This is a genomic window from Streptomyces antarcticus, from assembly GCF_026627255.1.
GTDB classification, from domain to species: Bacteria; Actinomycetota; Actinomycetes; order Streptomycetales; family Streptomycetaceae; genus Streptomyces; species Streptomyces antarcticus.
In genome coordinates this window covers 226,240-247,902 of sequence record NZ_JAPNLM010000005.1, presented here as the reverse complement: position 1 = coordinate 247,902, position 21,663 = coordinate 226,240, and the positions used below count along the sequence as shown (strand labels likewise).

At 72.0% G+C, this 21,663-nt stretch carries 22 protein-coding genes and 1 pseudogene; 14 read left to right on the top strand and 9 right to left on the bottom strand.

Annotated elements, in window-relative coordinates; translation table 11 throughout:
• Positions 1-95: 95 nt before the first annotated feature.
• Together OTB16_RS11045 and OTB16_RS11040 are read left to right on the top strand one after the other, a co-directional pair.
• Positions 96-548: a helix-turn-helix domain-containing protein gene (locus OTB16_RS11045; RefSeq protein ID WP_267719861.1), complete on the top strand. Its 453-nt coding sequence runs from the start codon at positions 96-98 to the stop codon at positions 546-548.
• Positions 545-1,126: a toxin gene (locus OTB16_RS11040; RefSeq protein WP_267719860.1), complete on the top strand. Its 582-nt coding sequence runs from the start codon at positions 545-547 to the stop codon at positions 1,124-1,126. The genes OTB16_RS11045 and OTB16_RS11040 overlap by 4 nt, the downstream gene beginning before the upstream one ends.
• Positions 1,127-1,332: 206 nt before the next feature.
• Here the strand turns inward: OTB16_RS11040 and OTB16_RS11035 are convergent.
• The 3 genes and pseudogenes from OTB16_RS11035 to OTB16_RS11025 form a co-directional block, all read right to left on the bottom strand.
• Positions 1,333-1,698 (bottom strand): annotated as a pseudogene (locus OTB16_RS11035) (endo alpha-1,4 polygalactosaminidase); the annotation flags it as partial.
• A 51-nt stretch (positions 1,699-1,749) separates the two neighbouring features.
• Positions 1,750-2,517 carry an NPP1 family protein gene (locus OTB16_RS11030; RefSeq protein ID WP_267719859.1) on the bottom strand — a complete coding sequence of 256 codons (768 nt, stop codon included), beginning with the start codon at positions 2,515-2,517 and terminating at the stop codon, positions 1,750-1,752.
• Positions 2,518-3,445: 928 nt separating this feature from the next.
• Positions 3,446-4,078, bottom strand: coding sequence for a TetR/AcrR family transcriptional regulator (locus tag OTB16_RS11025; RefSeq protein ID WP_267719857.1), 633 nt, complete (start codon positions 4,076-4,078; stop codon positions 3,446-3,448).
• Positions 4,079-4,142: 64 nt separating this feature from the next.
• Here OTB16_RS11025 and OTB16_RS11020 point away from each other — a divergent pair, with 64 nt between their 5' ends.
• The 5 genes from OTB16_RS11020 (at position 4,143) to OTB16_RS11000 (ending at position 7,610) form a co-directional block, all read left to right on the top strand.
• Complete coding sequence (locus OTB16_RS11020) at positions 4,143-4,520, top strand: hypothetical protein (protein ID WP_267719856.1); 378 nt, start codon at positions 4,143-4,145, stop codon at positions 4,518-4,520.
• Positions 4,521-4,544: 24 nt separating this feature from the next.
• Positions 4,545-4,832 carry a WhiB family transcriptional regulator gene (locus OTB16_RS11015; RefSeq protein WP_267719855.1) on the top strand — a complete coding sequence of 96 codons (288 nt, stop codon included), beginning with the start codon at positions 4,545-4,547 and terminating at the stop codon, positions 4,830-4,832.
• A gap of 167 nt (positions 4,833-4,999) precedes the next feature.
• Complete coding sequence (locus OTB16_RS11010; RefSeq protein ID WP_267719854.1) at positions 5,000-5,362, top strand: STAS domain-containing protein; 363 nt, start codon at positions 5,000-5,002, stop codon at positions 5,360-5,362.
• Between the two features lie 255 nt (positions 5,363-5,617).
• Complete coding sequence (locus OTB16_RS11005; RefSeq protein ID WP_267719853.1) at positions 5,618-6,937, top strand: aldehyde dehydrogenase family protein; 1,320 nt, start codon at positions 5,618-5,620, stop codon at positions 6,935-6,937.
• 133 nt (positions 6,938-7,070) lie between these two features.
• Entirely contained in the window at positions 7,071-7,610 is a 540-nt protein-coding gene (locus tag OTB16_RS11000; protein ID WP_267719852.1) for a DoxX family protein, read from the top strand.
• Between the two features lie 146 nt (positions 7,611-7,756).
• Here the strand turns inward: OTB16_RS11000 and OTB16_RS10995 are convergent, their stop codons facing one another.
• Together OTB16_RS10995 and OTB16_RS10990 are read right to left on the bottom strand one after the other, a co-directional pair.
• Positions 7,757-8,104, bottom strand: coding sequence for a PRC-barrel domain-containing protein (locus OTB16_RS10995; RefSeq protein WP_267719851.1), 348 nt, complete (start codon positions 8,102-8,104; stop codon positions 7,757-7,759).
• Between the two features lie 164 nt (positions 8,105-8,268).
• Positions 8,269-9,996 (bottom strand): thiamine pyrophosphate-dependent enzyme, encoded by a 1,728-nt coding sequence (locus tag OTB16_RS10990; RefSeq protein ID WP_267719850.1) that lies wholly within the window; start codon positions 9,994-9,996, stop codon positions 8,269-8,271.
• Positions 9,997-10,374: 378 nt separating this feature from the next.
• Between OTB16_RS10990 and OTB16_RS10985 the strand changes: the two genes are divergently transcribed.
• Positions 10,375-11,214, top strand: coding sequence for a PRC and DUF2382 domain-containing protein (locus OTB16_RS10985; RefSeq protein WP_267719848.1), 840 nt, complete (start codon positions 10,375-10,377; stop codon positions 11,212-11,214).
• A gap of 210 nt (positions 11,215-11,424) precedes the next feature.
• On the opposite strand, the gene OTB16_RS10980 is transcribed toward OTB16_RS10985, so the two are convergent.
• Genes OTB16_RS10980 through OTB16_RS10970 form a run of 3 tightly spaced genes read right to left on the bottom strand, consistent with a single transcriptional unit; the run spans position 11,425 to position 14,236 of the window.
• Complete coding sequence (locus OTB16_RS10980) at positions 11,425-12,519, bottom strand: carboxylate-amine ligase (RefSeq protein ID WP_267719847.1); 1,095 nt, start codon at positions 12,517-12,519, stop codon at positions 11,425-11,427.
• Positions 12,520-12,528: 9 nt separating this feature from the next.
• Complete coding sequence (locus tag OTB16_RS10975; RefSeq protein ID WP_267719846.1) at positions 12,529-13,257, bottom strand: HAD family hydrolase; 729 nt, start codon at positions 13,255-13,257, stop codon at positions 12,529-12,531.
• 13 nt (positions 13,258-13,270) lie between these two features.
• Positions 13,271-14,236 carry an LLM class F420-dependent oxidoreductase gene (locus OTB16_RS10970; RefSeq protein WP_267719844.1) on the bottom strand — a complete coding sequence of 322 codons (966 nt, stop codon included), beginning with the start codon at positions 14,234-14,236 and terminating at the stop codon, positions 13,271-13,273.
• Between the two features lie 641 nt (positions 14,237-14,877).
• On the opposite strand from OTB16_RS10970, the gene OTB16_RS10965 reads away from it, so the two are divergent.
• The 6 genes from OTB16_RS10965 to OTB16_RS10940 all read left to right on the top strand — a co-directional run bounded on the left by OTB16_RS10965 (position 14,878) and on the right by OTB16_RS10940 (position 20,134).
• The gene (locus tag OTB16_RS10965; RefSeq protein WP_267719843.1) at positions 14,878-16,044 is read left to right on the top strand and encodes an ATP-binding protein; all 1,167 of its coding nucleotides are present in this window, start codon (positions 14,878-14,880) and stop codon (positions 16,042-16,044) included.
• Positions 16,041-16,442: a roadblock/LC7 domain-containing protein gene (locus OTB16_RS10960; protein WP_267719842.1), complete on the top strand. Its 402-nt coding sequence runs from the start codon at positions 16,041-16,043 to the stop codon at positions 16,440-16,442. Before OTB16_RS10965 ends, OTB16_RS10960 begins: the two co-directional genes overlap by 4 nt.
• Positions 16,439-16,816: a DUF742 domain-containing protein gene (locus OTB16_RS10955; RefSeq protein WP_267719841.1), complete on the top strand. Its 378-nt coding sequence runs from the start codon at positions 16,439-16,441 to the stop codon at positions 16,814-16,816. The genes OTB16_RS10960 and OTB16_RS10955 overlap by 4 nt, the downstream gene beginning before the upstream one ends.
• Complete coding sequence (locus tag OTB16_RS10950; RefSeq protein ID WP_267719840.1) at positions 16,791-17,384, top strand: GTP-binding protein; 594 nt, start codon at positions 16,791-16,793, stop codon at positions 17,382-17,384. The genes OTB16_RS10955 and OTB16_RS10950 overlap by 26 nt, the downstream gene beginning before the upstream one ends.
• Positions 17,385-17,392: 8 nt before the next feature.
• Positions 17,393-18,733 carry a cytochrome P450 gene (locus OTB16_RS10945; RefSeq protein ID WP_267719839.1) on the top strand — a complete coding sequence of 447 codons (1,341 nt, stop codon included), beginning with the start codon at positions 17,393-17,395 and terminating at the stop codon, positions 18,731-18,733.
• Between the two features lie 270 nt (positions 18,734-19,003).
• Positions 19,004-20,134, top strand: coding sequence for a tryptophan dimethylallyltransferase family protein (locus OTB16_RS10940; RefSeq protein ID WP_267719838.1), 1,131 nt, complete (start codon positions 19,004-19,006; stop codon positions 20,132-20,134).
• 16 nt (positions 20,135-20,150) lie between these two features.
• Here the strand turns inward: OTB16_RS10940 and OTB16_RS10935 are convergent, their stop codons facing one another.
• On the bottom strand, positions 20,151-21,485 hold the full coding sequence (locus OTB16_RS10935; RefSeq protein WP_267719837.1) for a flavin-containing monooxygenase: 1,335 nt from the start codon (positions 21,483-21,485) through the stop codon (positions 20,151-20,153).
• Positions 21,486-21,663 lie beyond the last annotated feature (178 nt).

The window sequence follows — 21,663 nt, the reverse complement described above, 5'->3', positions numbered from 1 at the left end:
GCGGAGTTCCGGCCAATTGTCAACCAACCGCTAATCTGTGAAACTGGCGCATAGCCAAGGGCTATGCGCCAGGGGGCGACGGAGGATGATTCACCATGACCGATGCCGAGAGTGGAGACCGGCCCCTGCTCGCAGTGCGCCTCGACGACCTGTTCAAAACGGTTCGTCCCAAGGGCAAGCACTGGACCAATGCCGAGGTGGCGGAGGAACTGAAGCGGGCCAACCCCGAACTCAAGGTCGGGGGCGTGTATCTGTCGCAGCTGCGGACGGGCAAGCGGGCCAACCCCTCACCCGACCTCCTGGCCGCCCTGGCGCGCTTCTTCGGCGTTTCGGTCGCGTACTTCTTCGACGAGAAGGTCGCCGAGTCGGTGCTCGGCGAGCTCGCCGCCGTCGAGGCGCTGCGACAGTCGGGGGTCCGCGCCGTGGCGATGCGGGCCGCCGGGATGAAGAAGGAGAACCTCCAGGCCATCACGGCCATCATGGACCAGTACCGGCAGATGCAGGGCCTCCCCCCCGTCACCGACTCCCCGTCCCCGTCCCCGTCATGAGGGGCATCTGGAAGGGGCGGTCGGCCGGCCAGGACCGCCGCAGCCAGCTCAAGAAGCTCCGGAAGGCCGGCGCCCGGCGGCTCGCCGGCCTCGGCCTCCCCGAGGTGGCCGACCTGGCCGAACTGTGCCGCCACCTCGGTGAGGTGCGCCAGCGTCCGATCACGCTGGTCCCGATGCGGATGCCCTCGTCGCATCCGTGCGGCATGTGGGTCGCCGCACGCGACGAGGACCTCATCTTCCACGACGCCAACACGACCGGCGCACATCAGGAGCACATCGTCCTGCACGAGCTCGGCCACATCATCTGCTGCCATCGGGGGGCGGGCGGTCTGGACGAGACCGCCTCCCGGCTCCTCTTCCCGAACCTCGACCCCGCGCTCGTACGCGACATGCTCCTGCGCGCGGCCTACGACGACGTCCAGGAGCAGGAGGCGGAGATCATCGCCTACCTCCTCGCCCAGCGGATGGGCAACGCCGAGCAGCGGCAGCACGCCGCACCCCCGGCCTCGGAGGCGGACGAGGACGGCGATCTCGGCAGGACGGCGATGCTCAGCCGGATCGAACGCACCCTCATCTGAGGCGAGTCGGCCCTGACGCGGCGGACGCCACCCCGTCGGCCGGAACCGGCACGGCCCGAGGACGACGGCGCCCCGGCGCACCTCCTTCAGTCCGCCGCGGGGCCGCCGCGGGGCCGCTCCCGGCGGCGGACGGGAGCCCGCGCCCGGCGACCGTCCCCGTCCCCGCCCGGGCGGGCGGGCGCCCGGGCGGCAGGACGGTCGGCCATTCAGCAGGACCGGTAGCGGTATCCGCCCGAGCCCGCGGCGGAGACGTCCAGGTCGCGCTGGACGATGGCGAGCTTCGCGCCCCAGGCGGAGCAGGCGCGGCTGTAGCCCGAGGCCTCGTACTCGATGACGAACACGCGGTTCGCGTAGGCCTTGGCGAAGTCCCCGCACTCCTCGTACTGGCCGCACTCCTCGGCCACCGCGAAGTCGAAGCCGGCCTTCGCGAGGCGGGAGCGCTTGTCGGCGGTGGACGTGTCGAGGAGCGCCTCGCCCCAGTCCTCGTCGATGACGGGCTTCTTGGCGCCGTCGCGCAGTACCAGGTCGGGGTGGTTCTTCTGCCACCAGCCGAGGGAGTCGGGCTGGGCCTGTCGGCGGGACGGGGAGGCCGGCGGGGCGGGGAGCGGCCGATCGCCGCCCGGCTACGCGTACGGGTCGAAGGGAATGCCCGCCGGCTTGGCCTTGGCCAGGTGGGAGGCGAAGGAGCCGTCCTTCAGACCGAAGTGCGCACTGCCGAAATCGGCCTGGGTGAGCTTGTCCCGCAGGTTCGCGGGGTAGCCGGCCCAGCCGACGAGCGCAGGGAACTGCCAGGCGCGGCGGTGGTTCTCGGGCGGTTCGTCGTTGGTGTTCGCCGCACGGAAGCAGTGCGTGCCGGCGCCGTCCTTGTGGTAGACGATCTTGGGGTGGGTTCCGTCCCAGCGGATCTGGTCGCGCGCGTGGAGGTCGAAGTCGCCGTGGGCGGAGGTCGCCACGTACTTGGCCTCGTTTCCCTGGATCCACACCACGACGTGTTCCCAGTCGTGGCGGTGGCCGCCGAGGCTGATCCCGGGGATCGCCTGGTCCTTCTCGAAGTACAGCCCGTAGATCACGGCGCACCAGCCGTTGTTGCAGGTCCAGCGGGAGTATCCGTTGGTGTTCTCGAGGTCCGAGGCGTCCCTGCAATTCCCGTTGAGGGCGCCGGTGGGTTTGAGCCCGGGGTTCAGAACTCCGCCGGGGCCTATGGCGGGTGTCGGGTAGCACCCGTCCGTGTCGTAGTCGTAGGCCGGCTGGAAGGTCAGCTCGATCGCTTCGGCCTGGGAGGGAAGCGCCGGGGGCGGGGCCGCGAAGGCTACCTGCGGAACAGCGACGACCAGCGCGAGGGCGGCGCCGACGACCACCAACGATCTCTGGATGGGGCGGTTCGTCCACACAACAGGCCTCCTGAGCGGTCCAGTTCGAACGTGGCGGGCGAGCGCGTCGCGGCCACCGGCGACCGACGCGCCCGGAGCATCATTCGCGAACCGGAGCGACACGGCAAGGGCCCGAGCAGCCTTTCCTGCCGAGGTGATGGACCACTGAACAGCCTTATGTGCAACGTGACTTGATTGAGCGTCAACCATGACGGGAGACAGGATGGAAATCCGGGCACGGACGCGAGCCGCCGCGGCGGCTCCGGCTCCGGTCCTGCGGGCTTTCGCGCTGCCGCCGCAGGGTGCCCCCACGCGGCTCGTGGACCGCTCGGGCGGCGCGTCGGAACTCGTCGGCCCGGCCCTCACTCTCGGCACGGGGACGGGCAGCACGGAAACTTCGGTCTCGGCTGAACCGAGCTTCGGTGGCACCGAACTGCGTGGGCATCGAACTGCGGTGGCACCGAACTGCGGTCGGTCGAGGTGACGGTCCGCAGTGGCACGGGTGTCCGTATCGGAGTTGGCCCGCGCACGCACCCCCCGGGCCCCCCAGGCAGGGAACGGTGCCGGCCGCGTTGGAGCCGGGCCCGCCCCCGCGACCCGTGGTCCAGGGCCCTCGATCGGCCGTTACGCGGCCGGCGTCAGACCGTGTTCATCAGAACGATGGCGAGGAGGTTCAGGAGGATGACGGCGACGACGACGCCGATCGTCATCCAGGCCTTGCGTGATTCGTCCATGCGTACGAGCCACCTCCACTCGGCCGTGCCGCCAGGCAGGCCCGGCGACCGCCCGCAGGGCCCGCCGGTCTCCTGGCCATGATGACCCGGTTCCGCGCGGAGCACAGATCGGGCGGAGGGGCCCCCGGCCCCGCCCCCGCCGGCACCCCGCACCCCACACCCGGCACCCCACACCCCGCCCGCGCGGAGCCCGGGATGCTGCCCGAGCCCCGGATTCAGCCGGAGCGGCCGTCGGAAGTGAGGCCCGCGGCAGCCGCGAACAGGCGCGCGCAGCGCTGCGTCATGGCCTCCGGGGTCTGCTCCGGGTGCTTGACCCACCAGCGGACGAGGGTGGCGACCAGGTCCCGCCAGACGTACTTGAGCGCGTCGGCGTCCAGCGGGTCGGTGGATCCGGTCGCGCGCAGCAGTTCGGCGGTGCCGCCGGCGGCGAGCCGGTCGATGGCCGCCCAGTACCCTGCCGCCCGGCGTGCGGCCTCGCCGCCGGGCGGCAGGGTGGTGTCGTACAGGACGAACCACGCCTCCCGGCGCCCCTCCAGGGCGGTGAAGATGCTGTGGAGCACGCGCAGCGGCGTGTGCGGCGCGGTCCCGTCCGGCCCCATCGCGGCCCGGATCGTGTCCAGGAGCCGGTCGCCGACGGGGACCAGGCAGGCGAGGTACAAGTCTTCCTTGGTGCCGACGTACTGGTGCAGCAACGTCTTGGTGACACCGACGCGCGCGGCGATGGAGGGGAGCGACGCGGCCGCGTAGCCGCGGGTGCCGAACTCCTCCGTGGCGGCGTCCAGCATCTGCAGCCGCCGGTGCTCCCGCGGGACGCCCTTGGTGCCGGCTTTTGAAGGAGGGGTTGCCATGAGCGGATATTATCAGTAGGTAATTTACCGCTAGGTAAATTCACGCGACCCCTGGAGCGCACCCATGGCCGGCAACCCGACGCAGCCGACGTCCCGCACCCGCTCGTGGTGGGGCTGGGGCTGGGCGGACGCGCATCCCGGCGACGCCGAGTGCGCCGCGCTGGGCGCGCTGCTCCCCGGCACCCTGGCCCGCCCGCTCCCCGTGCCCCGCGTCGGCGACCTGGGCATCGGTGACCCCTCCGTCGAACCCCCGCGGAGCCTCGCCCACCTGGTCACGGCCGACCCCGGCGACCGGGCCGCCCACGCCATGGGGAAGGCGTACCGCGACGTGCAGAGCGCCCCGGCCGGCATCCGTGGCCCTCGAATCGCGTCCGCCGGACCCGGACCACGTTTCGAACACGTCTTTGGGGCCAGACGTCCCCCTGAAGCATGCGTTCGATGACCTGGCTGTAGGAGAGCAATGGGGATGGCGAGGGTGTCGCACCTGCCCGGGCGGGCGGAGCACCACTGGATCTGGCAGGCGGAGGCCGCGTGCCGCGGCGTGGGTGCCGACGCGTTCTTCCACACGGAGGGCGAGCCGCGGCCCGACCGGGCGGCGCGCGAGGAGGCGGCCAAGGCCGTGTGCTCCGCGTGTCCCGTGCGGGCCCGGTGCCTGGAGCACGCGTTGCGCGTGGTGGAACCGTACGGCGTATGGGGCGGGCTGACGGAGCGGGAACGTCAACTGGCCGCCCGCCCCGATGCCGCCGCGGCGTAGCCGCGGGGCGCCCTGTGCGGGCGGCGGACACGGATCCGCCCGCCCCCCGGCCACCCCCCGCCCCTGCCCGCCACCGGAGGCCACCAGCCCCGCCCGGGACGGTAAGGACCTCCGGGGTCTGGCCCCGCCCATGGCCATCGGGCATGCTCGGCGGCATGGGAGATGACATGAAAAACACGACGGGAGTCGGTATCGGAGCCGGCGCCGAGGCCGGCCCGCTGGGCTACCAGCACGCGTCGGGAGCGGCCTGGGTGGTCGAGGCGCGCGGTGAGCTGGACCTCGATACGCTCCCGCCCCTGGAAGCGGCTCTCAGCCAGGCGGCGGCGTCCCACCACATCGTGATCCTGGACGCGGCCGGCGTGACCTTCGCGGACTCCACCTGTCTGAGTGTGCTGCTGCGGGTGCGTCAACTCGCGGACCTCCGGGTGGCCCGGCCCTCGCCCCAGCTCGCCCGCCTGCTGGCACTCACCGGCGCGGACCGGGTCGTCACCGTCCACCCCGACCTCGCCACCGCGACGTCCCAGACCTGACCCGGCCCGACCTGCCCCGACCCGGCCCGGCCCGGCCCGGCCCGGCCCGGCCCGAAGGCACGTCATGCGACCGGTGGGCGCGGGCACGCCCGGCGCACCGCCGCGACCACGGCTGCCCGCCGGGAATACCCACGCCCCATTAAGTGCTACATACATTAATTGCCATACACATCGATCGGCGCGGACGTATCTTCCGCTCCGCAGAACGAGCGCCGGCACCCCTCCCGGCGCTGCGTGACCCTCCTGGAGACACACATGTCGGACCACCCGTCGGAGAAGCCCGCAGATGTCGTCGCACGACTGCGCGCCACTTTCACCACCGACCGTACGAAGCCCCTGACCTGGCGTACGACACAGCTCGAGGCCCTGCGGACGCTGCTGACCGAACGGGGCGACGAGCTGGCCGCCGCCCTCCGCGCCGACCTCGGGAAGAGCCGCGAGGAGGCGTACCGCACCGAGATCGACTTCACCGTGCGGGAGATCGACCACACCCTGCAGCACCTGGCCGAGTGGCTTCGCCCGCAGCCGGCCCCCGTACCGGATCGGCTGAGCCCCGCGGTCGCCCACACCGTGCTGGACCCGCTCGGCGTGGTCCTCGTCATCGCCCCCTGGAACTACCCCGTCCAGCTGCTGCTCGCCCCGGTCGTCGGGGCGCTCGCCGCCGGCAACTGCGTCGTGGCCAAGCCGAGCGAGCTGGCACCCGCCACCTCGCGGACCGTCGCCGACCTCCTGCCGCGCTACCTGGACCGCGACGCGGTGGCGGTGGTGGAGGGCGCCGTGGCGGAGACCACCGACCTGCTCGCGCAGCGGTTCGACCACATCTTCTACACGGGCAACGGCCAGGTCGGCCGGATCGTCATGCGGGCCGCCGCCGAGAACCTCACGCCGGTCACGCTCGAACTCGGTGGAAAGTCGCCCGCGTTCGTCGACCGGGGCACCGACCTGGGCGTCGTGGCCGCCCGGTTGGCGTCCACCAAGTTCATGAACGCCGGCCAGACCTGCGTCGCCCCCGACTACGTGCTGACCGACCCCGAGACCGCCCGGGAACTGGAGAAGGAGCTCACCGGCGTCCTGCACGGGCTGTACGGTGACGACCCCTCGACCTCCCCGGCCTACGGCCGGATCGTCAACGAGCGGCACTTCGACCGGCTGACGGGCCTGCTCGGCTCCGGCCGCACCGTCACCGGCGGCGCCCACGACCGGAGCGAGCGCTACATCGCCCCGACCGTCCTGGCCGGGGTGGCACCCGACTCCCCCGTCATGCGCGAGGAGATCTTCGGCCCCATCCTGCCCGTGGTCGAGGTCGCCGGACTCGACGAGGCCATCGCCTTCATCCGCGACCGCGACAAGCCCCTGGCCCTCTACGCCTTCACCGAATCCGCCACCACGCGCGACCGCCTGACCCGGGAGACCTCCTCGGGCGGTCTGGCCTTCGGCCTGCCCGTGGCGCACCTCACCGTCTCCGACCTCCCCTTCGGCGGGGTGGGCGAGAGCGGCATGGGCAGCTACCACGGCCGCTACTCGCTCGACGCCTTCAGCCACCGCAAGGCCGTACTGGACAAGCCCCTGCGCTGATGCCGGGCGGCCCGGGCCCGGACCGACAAGGGCGGACGGACAAAGGCCGCCGGACCGCCGGGCCGACGGACGGACCGATCGACGGATGGACGGATGCACGGATGGACGGACCGCAGCCGGGCAACAGCGGGACATGGCTGTCCTTCGAATGCTCGCCCGCCCTCTGCTGGCCGCCCCCTTCGTCACCGGCGGACTGCGCACCCTGCGCCGCCCCGAAGCGGTGGCGGAGCTCGCGCAACCCGTCGTCCGGGCGGTCGGTGACCGCATCCCCGCACTGGCCGGGGACCCGCTGAAGCTGGCGCGCCTGAGCGGCGCCGTCCAGGTCGGTGCGGGCCTGCTGCTCGCGACGGGGCGCGCCCCGCGCCTCGCCTCGCTCGCGCTGGCCGCCACCCTGGTGCCCACCTCCCTCTCCAGCCACGCCTTCTGGGAGGCGGAGGACCGGGAGGAGCGCGCCCGCCTGCGCGTCCACTTCCTGGCGGACCTCTCCGTGCTGGGGGGACTGCTCATCGCCGCCGCGGACACCCACGGAAAGCCCTCGCTCGCCTACCGCTCCCGCCACGCCCTCGACCACAGGCATCCGGTGCGCGCCGTCCGCCGCCCCGTGGAAGCGGCCGCCGCGGGTACGGTCGCCCGTGCCAGGGCCGTGGCGCGCCCTCTCACCGGCGCCCACTGAGAGCGCCCGCCGAGAGCGCCGACCGACAGCGCCCGCCACGGCGGCCCTCGATCCCGGCGGCGCCTCCCCCGCGAGCCGACCGCCGTACGCCGCAAGGCCCCGGCTCCCGTACCTCGTACGGGAGCCGGGGCCTTCTCGCGCGGAGGTCAGCCCTGGTCGCGGCCGTAGTAGTCGCCGACCCGGTCCCGGTAGTCGGCGTCGCCGCGGTGCTTGTCCTTGTCGTACTCGGGGGCGTTCTTGATCTGCTCCTTGGTACGGCTCACGTGGACGGTCCGTTCCTCCATGTCCACGCGGCCGACCGTGCCCGCGGGCAGCAGGACCTCCTTGCCGAAGATCCACGGACCCGTGTCGACGACGATGTACGAGGAACCGACGTCCTGGGTGTGCTCGCCGACCCTGCCGATGTGCCCGTCGGCCGCCTCGACCTTGAATCCGATCAGGCTGGCTCCGGCCGTGTAGCGGGAGTCGGGGCCGTAGCTCCAGAGTTCAGACATGGATCCTCGTTTCAGGAATGTCCCCCACACCGGGGGACGGACACGGTGTTTCCTTCCCGCCCCGCGCGCGGCCGCGGCCTGCGGTACGGCACCTGCGGGCACTGCCACCCGGACGGCCCCGTGCCGCCGGCGGCCGCGGGACGGGTCAGCCTTCGCGGGCCGGGTCAGCCTTCGCGGCCCGGGAGGACCTCCTTCACCTTGGCGATGGCGTAGCCCCACCCCTGTGCCACCGTCGGCTTGCCCGGTACGGCCACTTCCTCGGGGTTGGTCAGGACGTCCAGCAGGACCGGTCCCGGGGTCTGGAACGCCCGGCGGACGCTGTCGTGCAGTTCGGCCGGATCGGTGACGCGGATCCCGGTGATCCCGAGCGCGGTGGCCACCGCGGCGAAGTCGGGGTTGTCGAGTTCCGTACCGAACTCGGGCAGACCGGCCTGCTCCTGTTCGAGCTTGACCATGCCGAGCCGGCGGTTGTCGAAGACGACGAGCTTGACCGGCAGCCGGTACGTCTTGATCGTCATGAGGTCGCCGAGCAGCATGCTGAGCCCGCCGTCGCCGCAGAAGGCGACGACCTGCCGACCGGGCGCCCAGAGCTGGGCGCCGAGGGCCTGCGGCATGGCGTTGGCCATCGAGCCGAGGTTGTACGAGCCGATCAGGCGCCGGGTGCCGCGCATGGTGACGAAACGGGAGAGCCACACGGTGGCCATGCCGGTGTCGGAGGTGAAGACGGCGTCGTCGTCCGCGTACGCGTCGACGGCCGAGGCGAGCGCCTCGGGGCGGATGTCGTGGTCGCGGTTGTCCAGCGCGGCCCGCAGCCTTCCGGTCCAGCGGTGGTCGTGACCGGTGTCGGCCAGGCGGCTCTGGCCTTCCTGCCAGTGCGCGAACCGCTCCCGGGCGTCGTCCAGGTGCGCGCGGTCCGGGACCGTCTTGAGCAGCGGGAGCAGCGCCCTCAGCGTGGCACCGACGTCACCGGCCAGGCCCACGTCCACGGGGACCCGGCGCCCCAGGTGCTCCTCGCGGGTGTCGATCTGGACCACCTTGCAGTCCTTCGGGTACCAGTCCCGGTAGGGGAAGTCGGTGCCCAGCATGAGGAGGGCGTCGCCGTGGTCGAGGGCGTGGCCTGCGGCGGGGTTGCCGATCAGGCCGGTCTGACCGACCTGGAAGGCGTTGTCGTCCTCGAAGCCCTCCTTCGCCTTCAGCGTGAGCACCATGGGGGCGGAGAGGAGTTCCGCGGCCCGCAGGACCTCGGTCCGGGCGTCGCGTGCTCCGCGGCCGACGAGCAGGGTGACGCGGGAGGCGGCGTTGAGGAGTTCGGCGGCCTCCGCGAGGGCGGGGTCGTCGGGGCGGGTGACGGCGCGGTCGAGGGCGAAGCGCGCGGGGCGGTCCTCGCCCGGTTCCAGGTCGCCGAGGTCGCCGGGGACCGTCAGGACGGCCACTCCGCCCTGGCTGACGGCGGCGCGTACGGCGGACTCCAGCATCCGCGGCATCTGGTCCGGGGAGGTGACGGTGGCACGGTAGACGGCGACGTCGCGGAAGAGCAGGTCGTTGTCGACTTCCTGGAAGTAGTCGCTGCCGATCTCGGACAGGGGCACCTGGCCGCAGATCGCCAGCACCGGGGTGCGGCTCTTGGCCGCGTCGTACAGCCCGTTCAGGAGGTGCACGGAGCCCGGCCCCACCGTTCCCATGCACACCCCGAGTGTTCCGGAGAGCTGCGACTGCGCCCCGGCCGCGAACGCCGCGGCCTCTTCGTGGCGGCAGCCGATCCAGCTCAGGCCCTCCGTGGTGCGGATCGCGTCGGTGAGGGGGTTCAAGGCGTCTCCGACGACTCCGAAGACGTGCTGGACGCCCAGGTCCTTCAGTGCGTCGACGATCACATGAGCGACGGTGCGTGCCACGGAGTGCCCTTTCGGTGTGGTGCGGCCCCTCGGTGCGGTGCCGGACGCGGCGGGTGCGCGGGGGGCCGGATCGGCCGCCCGGCAGTCGGATGCCCCGTCGGCGCGCGGTGATGCGGGCAGCGGTCGAGGCGGTGGGCCCGGGAGGCGGAGCGCGGACCCGGCCCGCGCGGGTCACCCGTTCGGCGCACTCGGTCGCTTTGTGTCATCCCTCCGATACGCGGTGGTACCACGGTCCCGGCGGCCGTCCGGCGTCGTCCCGGCCGCTGCGGCCGGTTGCGGCGGCCGGGCGCCGGGTGCGGGCTAGAGAGGGGCACGGGGTGAGCGCGGGACACCGAAGTCGCCGCGGATCGCGTGCCGTACGCACTGGAGGATTGACCGATGAGCGCTGGAAACGGGTTCCTGAGCACGGAGCAGCTGATCAACCTGACGGCCTACGACACGGACGGGGAGAAGATCGGGAGCGTCGGTCAGGTCTACCGCGACGACGCGACCGGCCGGCCGGAGTGGGTCACCGTCAAGACCGGCTGGTTCGGCGTGAAGGAGTCGTTCGTCCCCCTCGCGGGTGCCCGCAGCGACGGCGAGGCCCTGCACGTCCCGCATGCCAAGGACGTCGTCAAGGACGCCCCGCGCGTCGACGCCGACCAGCACCTGGACGCGGACGAGGAGCACCGGCTCTACCAGCACTACGGCCTGGCCGGCTCGAACGGCAAGGGCAAGGCCAAGGGCAAGAGCGGAGGCAGCGGGCACCGCACGGCCGTCGACGCCCCCGGCATCGCCACAGGGACGTACGTGGACGACCGCGGAGGCGACCGCGGCGAGGGCCGTGGCCGGGACGAGCTGATCCGCTCCGAGGAGCGGCTGCGCGTGGGAACGTCGAACGAGGAGGTCGGCCGCGCCCGCCTCAAGAAGGTCGTCGTCACCGAGAACGTGACCACCACCGTCCCCGTCAGCCACGAGGAGGTCCGCGTCGTACGCGAACGCGTCCGCGCGGGCGGGCGCGTACGGGGTGACATCGGCGAAGCCGAGCAGGAGGTCACCCTGCACGCCGAGCGTGCCGTGACCCGCAAGGAGACCGTGCCCGTCGAGCGCGTGCGCCTGGAGACGGAGAGGGTCACGGAGCAGCAGGAGGTCTCGGGCACCGTCCGCAAGGAGAAGATCCGCTTCGAGGACGACCAGAACTCCCGCAAGGGCGAGGGCCGCAACGGCCCCCGCCGCTGACCCGGCGCGGTCGCCGCGGATGCGGAGCGGGCCCGGACTCGTGGAGTTCGGGCCCGCTCCGCATGCTCACGTGCGGGGATGCGGGGATCGGCGTGCGGGGCGTCCGCCGGAGGGGACGTCCGGGCCGTGGCAGGTACCCGGCTCACCGCGGTGGTGGGGGTCCGCGGGGTGCTTGTCGCGGTGGACTCGGGAGCGGTCATTCGCCACCGGTCAATCGGTCGCGGTCGCACCCGTGATCAGGCCGACCAGCCCGGCCAGTCCCCCCTCGGTCAGGGCACGGCGCTGGCGGTCGGCGGGCGTGCCCTCCCGCAGGAGCCGGTGGACGAGGGCGCTCACCTGCCGGAGGTCGCCGGCGTCCTCCAGGGCCGGAGTGATGTGGCGCAGGAGCGTACACAGCACGTCGCCGCTGCTGTGCGGGCGGCCCTGCGGATCGAGCAGGGTGCCGTTCAGTCCGTGCCGGGCCGCGTGCCAGTTCCCGGCCTGCAACAGCTCCGGCGGGCAGGTGGCCGGCGCGGTGCCCGCCTTCTCCTCCGTGATCGCCGTGGCGACCAGCGCGCGGACGATGCCCGCGAGCATGACCGCGTCGTCGGCCCGGAGCTGGACGTCCGGACACCGCACCTCGACGGTGGGGTAGCGGTCGGACAGCCGGGCCTGCCAGTACACCTGTCCCCTGTCGGCGATCACACCGGATGCCACCAGGGCCTCCAGCCGCCGCTCGTAGTCGGCGTGTCCGTCGAAGCACGGCGGCGGACCGCTGACGGGCCAGCGGCCGAACACGATGGTCCGCCAGCTCGCGAAGCCGGTGTCGCGCCCCTCCCACACCGGCGAGTTCGCGGACATGGCCAGCAGGGTCGGGAGCCACCCCCGGATCCGGTTCAGGACCGCCACGCCCGTCTCCGGGTCGGGGATCGCCACGTGGACGTGCATGCCGCTGATCAGGTGCTCGTCGACGAGCTGCCGGGCCTCCCCCTCCATGCGCAGGTAGCGCGGCGTCGGCGTCACGGGTACGGCGTCGGTCCCCCTCAGCGGCGCGGCGCCCGTGGCCGCGATCCGGCACCCGTTCTCTTCGGCGGCCGAGGCCACGGCGTGGCGCAGGCGCAGCAGGTGGCCCCCCACCTCCTCCAGGCTCGAGCAGACGGGAGTGGCCACCTCCACCTGCGCCTGGAGCAGCTCGTCCTGCACCTCGGCGCGGTCCGCGAGGGGGCCGAGGCCGGCCGTGCGGCGCACGCCCTCCACAAGGGGCGCGGGCAGCCCGGTACCCGGTTCCACCAGCACGTACTCTTCTTCGACGCCAACCGTGATCACGTTCTGCGGCTACCCGGATGCGTCATGATCACCCCCGGCCGGACGGCCTGCCCGCCCCGGGCCGGTTCCGGTGGCCGGCACCCGGGAGAAGGGGCTGTCGCCGAGGCGGGCCAGGAGGTCGGCCGGGTCGCGGTAGACGGCGGCCGCCCCCGCCCGTGTCAGGTCGTCCCGGGGGATGCCGCCGCACAGCAGGCCGACGCCGGTCACTCCGGCCCGGGTGGCCGCCTCCATGTCCCAGACGGAGTCCCCGACGAAGACCGCGCGCCCGGTCGGCACCCCCGCCAGTTCGAGGGCGTGCAGGACCGGGTCGGGTGCGGGCTTGCCCCGCTCGACGTCGTCGGAGGTCGCGGTGTCGGTGATGGCGTCGTCCGCGCCGAGGGCCTTGCGCAGGGCCTCGAGTTCCCGGTCCTTGGCCGAGGTGACGAGCAGGACCTTCCATCCGGTCTCGGCCAGTTCGCGCAGGACGTCGGCGGCAGAGCCGAAGGCGGTGAGCCGGTCGAAGTACGTGGCGTACAGGGTGTCGTGGGCGGCGCTGACGCGGTCGTCGCCGGAGTGGTCGCGGTCCTCGCCCAGGAGGTGGTCGAGGAGGTCCGCGCCGGGCAGGCCGATGGCCCGGTGGACGGCGTGCATGGGCACCCGGTGTCCCGCCTGGCGCAGGGCTTCCCACCAGGAGGTGACGTGGAGGTGGTTGGTGTCCGTGAGGGTTCCGTCGACGTCGAAGAGCGCGGCGCGGTTCATGGCGGCGGCCACCTCACAGGTTCCGCAGGGCGGGCAGCAGCTTGGCCTCGGCCCATTCCAGGAAGGGCTCCTGGTGGTCGCCGCCGATCTGGACGAGCGCGACCTCGGTGAAACCCGCCTGCGCGTAGGGGCGTACGGCGTCGACGAAGGTGTCCACGTCGTCGCCGCACGGGATGGCCTCGGCGACGTCCTGCGGCCGGGTGTACCGCGCGGCCTGGTCGAAGGACGCCGGGCCGGGGAGTTCGGCGTTGACCTTCCAGCCGCCGAGCGACCAGCGGAACTGGTCGTGGGCGCGGGCCACCGCGGCATCGCGGTCGGTGTCGTAGCAGACGGGGAGCTGGCCGACGCGCGGTTTGCCCGCGCCGCCGTGCGCGTCGAACCGCTCCAGCAGCTCCGGCTTCGGCTCGGTGGCGATCACGAGGTCGCCGTACCGGCCCGCGATCTCGCAGGAGCGGGGACCGGACACCGCGATCCCGATCGGGGGCAGCTCGTCGGGGAGGTCCCACAGTCTGGCGTTCTCGACGTCGAAGTGCGCTCCGTGATGGCTCACGTACTCACCGGTGAACATCCGCCGGATGATGCCGGCGGCTTCCTTCAGCATGTCCAGGCGCACGTGGGCGGCGGGCCATCCGGCGCCGGTGACGTGCTCGTTCAGCCGCTCCCCCGAGCCGAGACCCAGCCGGAACCGGCCCTCGGACAGGATCTGCACCGTGGCCGCCTTCTGCGCGACGACCGCCGGGTGGTAGCGGAAGGTCGGGCAGGTCACGTACGTCATGAGGGGGATCCGTGAGGTCGCCTGCGCGGCCGCGCCGAGAACGCTCCACGCGTACGGCGCGTGTCCCTGCGACTCCAGCCAGGGGAAGGAGTGGTCGGAGATCACGGAGAAGTCGAACCCCGCCCGCTCCGCCCCCACCACGTGGGAGACCAGCTCGCGCGGGCCGGCCTGCTCGGTCATCATCGTGTACCCGATTCTCACCATGTGCAGCGCCTAGCCGCCATCGGACCGGGTGAAACCTTCCCGGGGCAGGAGAGCCCCCGTACGGCGCAGCGCCGGCGCGGCGGGCCCGCGGGCGCCGCGGACCGCGGGTAGCCCAGGACCGCGGGTAGCCCAGGACCGCGGGTATCCGTCCCGATAATCGAGAGCAATTCCAAGCCATCCGATGAATGCCGGGGAACCCATTGCGCCGGGCCGCCCGCCCGGAGCTTCCGCGGCCCGGTGCCCCGGTCGTCCCACGGGCCGGACAAGGGCGCCCGAATGGGAAGCGGCGCGGAGGCGTCCGGCCCGTGGCGAACGCCCCGCGAAAGCCGCGGACCGGCATTTACGGACACGTCGGCGGCGGGCGGACCCACCGGGTCGCGCGGGGCTCCCCGTACGTCACCGCATACCGGCGAAGCCGCCGGGATCGGGCCAATACCCACCGCGGAGGCCCTCATTGACGGTCGGTCACCTCCGCAGGCCCGATGATACGATCATCGCACTTGCGGAGCGGCGGATGGACTTACGACGACATCTCCGACCACGGCGACCATCCGGGCGGTGCCCCCGGTACGGATGGTCCGCCGGTCCACCCGCATTGACGGAATGCAGCAACTGGCCGTCAGTCGCCTGAAGAGAGTCTTATGACGTCTTACATACAGAACCCAGTAATCTGGGCCCTTCTCGTCGCCGTCCTCGGAGCGGTCTCCGTCATTGTTCGCCAGCGCAGGGCAGCGCGGGCCTTTCGGCGTGAGATCGAAGAGATAAAAGCCCACTACACCCAGCTGGAGAACAGTTTCTCGAAATCCGTCGAGTCCGAGAAGGAGCAGGCGCAGGACGCGACGAAATCGGTCCTCAAGTCCGCGATGCGGACGCTCCAGGGTCTTGCCGCGGAGCAGCAGTCGGTCATCTCCGGCCTGCAGACCAAATACGGCGAGTCGGTCATCCTCCAGGACCTCCTGGAGATCGACCACACGAACTCGCAGTTCGGGCGGCGCGCCCAGTCGATCGCCGTCCTGTGTGACGGCTGGCTGGGGCGACAACGCGAGGTCGCGTCGGTCTATGACGTCGTCCGCAGCGCGCAGGGCCGGATCCGCCACTTCCGGCGCGTGGAGATCCTGTCGCAGGTCGACTTCGGCATCACCAATCGGGCCGTCGAACCCGTGGCGCTGGCTCTCGCCGAGCTGCTCGACAACGCCACCAGCTATTCCAGCCCGGACACCGTGGTCGAGATCAACATCCGTACCGTGCCCAAGGGCATCTGCATCGTCGTCGACGACGCCGGTGTCAGCATGAACGACGAGGAGCGGGCCAAGGCCGAAAAGCTCCTGTCGAGTGAACGGGTGTCCGGCGTTTCAGGCCTGGGCAGCCCCCCGCAGTTCGGCTTCGCGGTGATCGGCGTGCTCTGCGAGCGCTTCGGCTTCGAGGTGTCCGTGGACTCCAATTCACCCTACGGAGGGGTCCGTGCCGTCCTCCTGCTGCCGCACGAACTGCTCACCGCCATGCCGGTGAAGAAGGCCCCCGCGCCGGCGGTCCCCGCCTCGGCGGGGGACCAGGGCGGCCCCCAGTCCGCGATGACGGCGTCCTCGACCGTCGACGGCCTGCCCCGGCGCAGCCGCAAGCGGCCGATGGCGATCGTGCCCGGCAGCGCGTCGGCCACACCCGCGGCGACCCGCTCGGACGCGGAAGCCGCAGCGATCATGGGCGCCTTCCAACGGGGTACGGAGATCGGACGGGCCACCCGCCCGGACTCGGCGAACCCGTCGAGCAGCACACGTGATGCGAGCAGCGAAGGACATGAGGTCTCGTGAACAACGATCTGTCATGGATGCTGGACAGCGCCCTGGAGATACCCGGGGCGCTGCACGCGGTCCTGGTCTCCGCCGACGGTCTGCTGATGGCCCGGACCAAGGACTTCGACAAGGACGGTGCGGACACGGTCGCCGCCGCGATGAGCGGTGTGCAGTCGCTCAGCCGCTCGCTCGGATTCTTCATCGAGAGCGGCCACTTGCAGTGGCGCCAGACGCTCGTCGAGTTCGACGGCGGCTGGGTCTTCCTGATATCCGCCGGGGAGGGCGCGTATCTCGGAGTCTCGGCCTCACCTGACGTCGACATGCAGGACATCACCTTCCGCATGCAGCAGCTCGTCGGCCAGCTGGGCAAGGCCCTGACGACACCGCCGCGCGAGAACCTCGGCGTCCGCTCATGAACGGCTTCGACGAGCTGGAGCCCGAGACCGCGGAATTAGTGCGTCCGTACGTCATCACCAAGGGCCGCGGCCTGCCCAACGAGGAACAGCTGTCCCTGATCACCCTGGTCACCGCGGCCGGCGACCAGTTGCAGCGTCCGACCCAGCTGTCCCCGGAGGAGCAGGGCCTGCTGGACCTGTGCACCGCCGGTTTCCTCTCGGTCGCCGAGATCGCGGGGCACACCCGGCTGCCCATGGGCGTGGTGAAGATCCTGCTGTCCGCTCTCACGGAGGGCGGCTACCTCATCACCCGTCCTCCCGTGCAGCGGGCCCCGCTCACGGACCGGCACATTCTCGAGGAGGTACTGAATGGGCTCCGCACCAAGTTTGGCTGAGCAGGCGTACGTTCGCGGCGGAGCGACGCAGACCGCCGTGAAGATCCTCGTCGTCGGTCACTTCGCCGTCGGCAAGACCACCCTCATCGGGGCGATATCGGAGATCCCTCCGCTGTCCACCGAGGAGACGATGACGCGCGCCGGCGAGTCGTTCGACGACCTCAAGGGCGTCCGGAGCAAGACCACCACCACGGTGGCCATGGACTTCGGCCGGCTGACCATCAGCGACCGCGTGGTCCTCTACCTGTTCGGAACGCCCGGCCAGCTGCGTTTCGTCCAGATGTGGGAGGACATGGCGCGCGGCGCGCTCGGCGCGCTGGTGCTGGTGGATCCGGAGCGGCTGGCGGACTCGTTCGCCGTGATCGACCTGATCGAGCAGTACGGCCTGGACTACGCGATCGCCGTCAACCGCTTCGACGGCACGCCGATCCGGGAGGAAGGGGCGCTGCGCGAGGCCCTGGACCTGCTCGACGACACCCCGGTCGTCACCTGCGACGCGCGCGACCCCAAGTCGTCCGCGGACGCGCTGATCACCCTTGTCCGCTATTTGCTGGACCGCTCTCGCTAGGAACAGACATGGACGCTCAACACACCGCCCCCGTGCCCCCGCCCGGGTGCCCGGCCCACAACAGCGGCGGACGGGTGCCGTTGCACGGACCGGGGTTCGCGGCCGATCCGCAGGCGTACTACGCCTACATGCGTCACTACGGCCCCACCGCGCCCGTGGAGCTCGCCCCGGGGGTGGAGGCCACGCTCGTCACCGACTACTCGACGGCGCTGCAACTCCTCCAGGACTCGGGGTCGTTCCGCAAGGACGCGCGCCGCTGGCGGGACCTCGACGAGGGCCGGATCAGCCCGGACAATCCGGCCGTGCCCGTGCTGGCGTACCGGCCCAACTGCATGTTCAGCGACGGCCCCGAGCACCTGAGGCTGCGGCAGGCGGTCACGGACAGCATGGCCCGCGTCGACACGCGCAGGCTGAGCCACAGCACGGCGCAGGTCTCCAACTACCTCATCTCGCAGTTCGGTTCGCGCGGCTCGGCCGACCTCCTCGCCGACTACGCCAAGCAGCTGCCGCTGTTCGTGTTCAACGAACTGTTCGGCTGCCCCGCCGACATCGGCGACCGCGTGCTGTTCGGGGCCACCGGCATGTTCGACGGCGTCAACGCGGAGCGGGCGATCGAGGTGCTGTTCGGGGCCGTGGGCGAGCTGGTCGCCCTCAAGCGTGCGAGGCCGGGCGACGACGTCACCTCGTGGCTGATGCAGCACCAGGCGAAGTTGACCGACGAGGAGATGGTCCATCAGCTCGCTCTGCTCCTGGTGGCGGGCAACGAACCACTGCGCAACCTCATCGGCAACACCCTGCACCGGCTGCTCACGCACGACGCCTACGCCCACAAAGGCGGTCTGATCGACGAGGCGATCGACGACACACTGTGGGAGAACCCGCCGATGCAGAACCTCGCGGCGCACTACCCGGCGGCCGACATGGAGTTCGCGGGGCAGAAGCTGCGGGCGGGCGACCTCGTCCTGGTCAGTTTCGCGGCGGCCAACACTGGGCCGGCGCTGACGGCCGCACGTCAGGCCGGCAGCAACCGCGCCCACCTGGCGTGGAGCGCGGGCCCGCACGCCTGCCCGTCGAAGGAGCCCGCCCGGCAGATCACGGTGACCGCCATCGAGAACCTGCTCAATCGGCTCCCCGACGTCGAACTCGCCGTACCGGAGGACAGTCTCGTCTGGCGCCCGGGCCCCTTCAACCGGGGACTCGCCACGCTGCCCGTACGGTTCACCGCGGTCGGTCCGCGGCCCGGGACCTCCGCGGCCCCGCACACGGAGGCTCCGGGACCTTCCGAGACGGGCGGCCGGCGCGAACGGTCGGGGATGTGGAGCCAGTTCCTCACCTGGCTCACAAAGTGATCTACGCAACTCCCGTCAACTCCCCCACCACAGCATGAACGTTTCGCCTCGAGGGTAGTGAGCACCGCGTTGTTCCATCCTGCTCACGAGGCGAAAGGAGGTGTCGTGGACCACATGTCCGACGACGCCACTGTCATGCAACACCCCGCCGACCTCGGCCCCTTCGATACCCGCCCCTCCAGGCGGGTATCTTCTTGGGCGCTCCGGACCGCGGCGGGAGCCCCGGCTCCGGCGACGGGGTCCCGGCAGAACGGCCCGAAACCGCCCGACGTGGAGACACTGGGCGGACATGCGGCGAGACAGATGCTGCGGCTGTGCGAGGCCGCGGGGTTGAGCGGCGCCGACTGCGCGGACTACGCACGGACGCTTCTCGCGGTGCTCGGCCCCGCCGGTGAACGGCCGCTGGACCTGCCGCCCCCCGAGCGCTCCTTCCTCTCCGACGACCACACGCCGGTGGAGTTCTCGCTCTCCTTCGTGGCGAACGCGGCTCCGACCCTGCGGGTGTTGCTGGAGCCGGGGTTCGGCGCCGGCAGCCTGGAGCAGAACGGCCGCACCGGCCTGCGGGTCATCCACGAACTGGCCCGGCGGTGGGGGTTCGACACCACACGGCTGGACGAACTGGAGGACCTGTTCTTCCCGCCGGACCCCGAGGGCCCGCTGGCACTGTGGTGCGCGCTGGAGCTGCTCCCCGGCGGGGTCCCGAAGGTCAAGGTGTACCTGAACCCGGCGGCGTCCGGACGGGATCGTGCCGCCGCGACGGTGCGGGAGGCCCTGCACCGGCTCGGCCACCGGCAGGCGTTCGCGGCGCTCCCGGAGGGCGATCGTCACCTGTTCTTCGCCCTGGACCTGGGCGCCTGGGAAGAACCCCGGGTGAAGGTCTATCTCGCGCACCACGACCTGTCGGCCCCGGAGGCGGCCGGGCTGTCCCGCGTGGCCGCCGGCCCCGGTGCCGGTTCGGCAGCCGAGGTCAGCAGGTTCTTCGGCATGGCGGCCGGGCACGACACCGACGGCGGCGCCCTCGCGGCGGGGGACGGGCCGGACCCCCGGCTCGGCCGGCGGCCCGTCCAGTCCTGCCACGCCTTCACCGAGACGGCGACCGGCCTCCCCAGCGGCTTCACCCTGTACGTCCCGGTCCGCGACTACGCCCCGCACGACGGCGAGGCCCTCGACCGCGCGGTGGCCGTGCTCGGCCGGCACGGCATGGACGCCGCCCCGCTGGTCCGGTCGCTGTCCGCCGTCACGTCCCGGCGCCTGCACGACGGCGTGGGGCTCATCGCCTACCTGGGGCTCGCCCACCAGCAGGGGCGACCGGCGCGGGTGACCGCGTACATCTCCTCGGAGGCGTACCGGGTCAAGCCGCCGGTCGCCGCGGCGTCCACGCGGATCGAAGCCGTCCGCTGAGGCTTCCCGGCAGCCGCTACGCGTCCTGCAGCTCCCGGAGCTCCCGCAGGTACGGTCCGACGTCCACCTGGATGGAGGCCCCCTCGGTCCGCCCGTAGCGCTCCTCGACGCGGCTCAGGTAGGCGCCGATCTCCTCGCGCATGACGTCCGCCGACGGCAGGGCGACGTCGCCGTCGACGATCCGCGCCACCCACCGGGACTGCGCTTCCACCAGACGCGTGATCGAGCCCACGGGACGGATCAGACCGACGAAGTACAGGCCGCTCCGGTCGGGCGCGACCACGCGCCGGTAGAGCTCGACCGCCTTCCGCGGGCCCGCCGGACACCCGGCGGGCAGGAAGGGGAACGCCATGCGGAATCCGGTGCAGTAGACGATCGCGTCCACGTCGGCCGCGGTTCCGTCGGTGAAGCGCACCCGGCCGCCGTCCAGGGAGTCGATCGCGGGGCGCGGGACCACCCCGCCGTGCCGTATCCGGCTGAGGATCTCGTCCGAGATGGTCACGGCCGAGGAGAAGACGGGGTGGTCGGGCTCGGGCAGGCCGTAGCCGGACAGCCTGCCCCGGGCCACGAGCAGCGCCTGCTCCACGAAGCGGCGCTGGTCGGGGAAGGACATCTCGTTCCACCACGGCGCGTCGGCGATCAGGTCCACGGACATGCCGAAGAGCTGCTTGGGCACGACGTGCAGACCCCGGCGGACGGACAGCAGGGTCCGCGCGGCGTGCCGGGACAAGTCGGCGGCGATGTCCACCCCCGAGGCCCCCATCCCCACGACGACGACCCGCTGCCCGGCGAAGTCGCTGCCGTCGTGGTAGTCCATCGAGTGGAGGATCCGTCCGGTGAAGGAGTCGGAGCCCGGCGGCAGCGTACTCGGGAGCGACGCCTCGGTGTTGTGGCCCGAGGCGACGACGACCCGCTCGAAGCGCCGCACGGACTCGGTTCCGCGCGCGTCCCGGCTGGTGACCGTCCAGGCGCCGTCGGCGTCCTGCCGTACGGAGAGCACCTCGGTGCGCAGTTCGATGCGGGGCAACAGCCCGGCCCACTCGGCGAAGGACCGCAGGTAGGCGGCGACGTCGCTGTGACGGGGATAGAGGGGCAGTTCGGCCGCCATCGGGAAGTCGGCGTAGCCGGTGAGCTGTTTGGCGCTGTTCAGGTGCAACGACCGATAGGCCGGACCCCGTTCGCCCGCCCCCGGCTGCCGCCAGATCCCCCCGACGTCCGGCGCTTTCTCCAGGCAGACGAAGTCGATTCCCCTGGCCGACAGGGCGTGTGCGGTCGCCAGGCCCGCCAGGCCCGCACCGATGACGCATACGGTCGCGGCAGTGGGAACGTCGCCGGCACGTGACCCGTTCAAGGACCCCTCCACAGAACACCCTCCGTTGGTACGACGGGCGTTGACTTCCCCGCGTACGGGAGCCCGGACGCCTCACGATACCCATCGGCCCCCAGCGCGCGGGTGCGGAGGTCATGTGCCGCCCGGTGCCCGGCACGCGCTCCGTCACCGGGCAACAGGTGCGCCGGTCAGCCGACTC